General features: G+C 37.9%; 1 protein-coding gene. It reads right to left on the bottom strand.

All coding sequences use genetic code 11. From position 1 onward, the window contains the following. Nucleotides 1-359: 359 nt before the first annotated feature. Nucleotides 360-1,682 (bottom strand): HD domain-containing phosphohydrolase, encoded by a 1,323-nt coding sequence (locus tag L1D50_RS22905; RefSeq protein ID WP_128727069.1) that lies wholly within the window; start codon nt 1,680-1,682, stop codon nt 360-362. Nucleotides 1,683-1,796 lie beyond the last annotated feature (114 nt).

Here is a 1,796-nt window from a genome sequence, read left to right as displayed (position 1 = left end):
ATGTATGATGTGTTCCCTCATGCTGAAAGGAGCCAATATAATACCAATTAGCTTAAAATTAAGTGATCTATTTTGAGGCGAGAAAATCTTGTCGACAACACCGCTATCGCAGGCTGCTATTTCCTAGGTACTCACATCAATGTAAGCAAGGCGAAATTATTGCTATTTAGTTGTTCTAAATTAGAAACCTTTAAAGCTGTAAGCGTCAGGTTTGCTCCTACAAATTGACCAAGTATTAAGACTCATTGATATAGTTTAGCAGTTCATTCGTGTTAACATCCGAGAAAGCTATATTGGCTATCATCTAAACACTGTCAGTAAACAAGTATTTAATAAAGCTCTCACCAGTAAGCATATAATTATCGCTTAATCATAATTCGAAAAGGTATTGGACGCTGCGCTTCAAGCTGCTTAAGTTTTTCAATAGACTTATCGGTAAAGGTGTGCCCTTTTGGTAATAATAAAATTCCTTGATTGCTGTGAAGTGCTAAGCCCAATGTCAAGCCAGGTTTGAGCTTTTCGGTGGTCAAGATATCAACCGAGCCGACTTGATCTTGGCCTAACTCGTTGTTATTTACTGCTTGCTCCAAAATATCAACAATTTCAGGGGAATAAAAGCTTCCCCTATAGGTTCGAATAAGGTCTAGTGCTAAATCAGCTCTCTCGTTATCAGAACCATTCGTGCTATATAAATTGTCATAATAATCTCTAGCGACTGCAAGTATTTGTGAGCCCAAAGGAATTTCTTTACCTTTAAGCCCTTTAGGGATACCTTGGCCATTGAACTTTTCAAACTGATGATAAATCGCTTCAGCTACATCAGATAAGTGCTGCGCCGGCATCAACATAAGCTGTGCAATGGAAGGGTGTGTATAATAGATTTTCTTTTGTGCTTCGCTTAGCTTTCTTATTGGTGATTTATAAATTTCAGGATCCATAGCAAGTAAGCCAACTTCAGCTAAATATCCCGACATCATGGCCGTTTCAGCTACTTCATTTGAGAGCGCTAACTTCTTGGCTATGATTCTACATAACTTGGCTATATTTTTTGCTTTTTTCCCATCAATAAAAGGATTCGCATTCAGAAAATTATATAGCAACTCTACGGTCGCTCGATGTTCTTTACGTTCTTTTTGGTTAGCTTGCTCTAATTGACTTAATACTTTACGGATCTGCGCTGTCCGTTTTTGTACTAATCCTTCCAGGTTTTCATTTAGTTCTGTTAGTTGCTCATTTTTTTGTACTATCTCTTTATTAAGCTTCTTATTTAATCTTTTTAATCTGTATTTCTCTGAACACTCTCTTACCGTATGTACGAGTATATCGTTATCCCAAGGCTTTTGAATGTATGCATGGATCCCACTTTCGTTAATCGCTTTAATTGTTGATGAGAGATCAGAATATCCGGTAAGTAATATCCTTTGTGTATCTGGGCAAATACTCTTCACCTCGTGTAAGAAAGTAGCACCATCCATTTCGGGCATCCGCATATCACTAATAACAACCTCAAAAGAGGATGCTCGCACAAGTGACAAGGCTTGTTGTGGATCATTGCAGAGCTCTGCGTGTATTCCATTTTGACGAAATAATCGATTGAGCGAACGGATCACGTTCGTTTCATCATCAAGACAAAGTATACGTATTGCTTCACCTGCAGTCGTCGATTGCTCGTCAAATTCCAAAGTTCATTCTCCTAAACGAATTAAGTTAAATCTAGTTCAAAAAGGAAACAACGACAAGAAAGGGAGTAAGTGTTTCATAAGTTATATTACACTTTGGGCTTGACTTTGGGCTTG

It is taken from the genome of Pseudoalteromonas sp. Isolate6 (genome assembly GCF_022398435.1).
Classification (GTDB): domain Bacteria; phylum Pseudomonadota; class Gammaproteobacteria; order Enterobacterales; family Alteromonadaceae; genus Pseudoalteromonas; species Pseudoalteromonas galatheae.
Note: the sequence above shows the minus strand (reverse complement) of the source record. Positions and strands in the feature narration are given on the sequence as shown.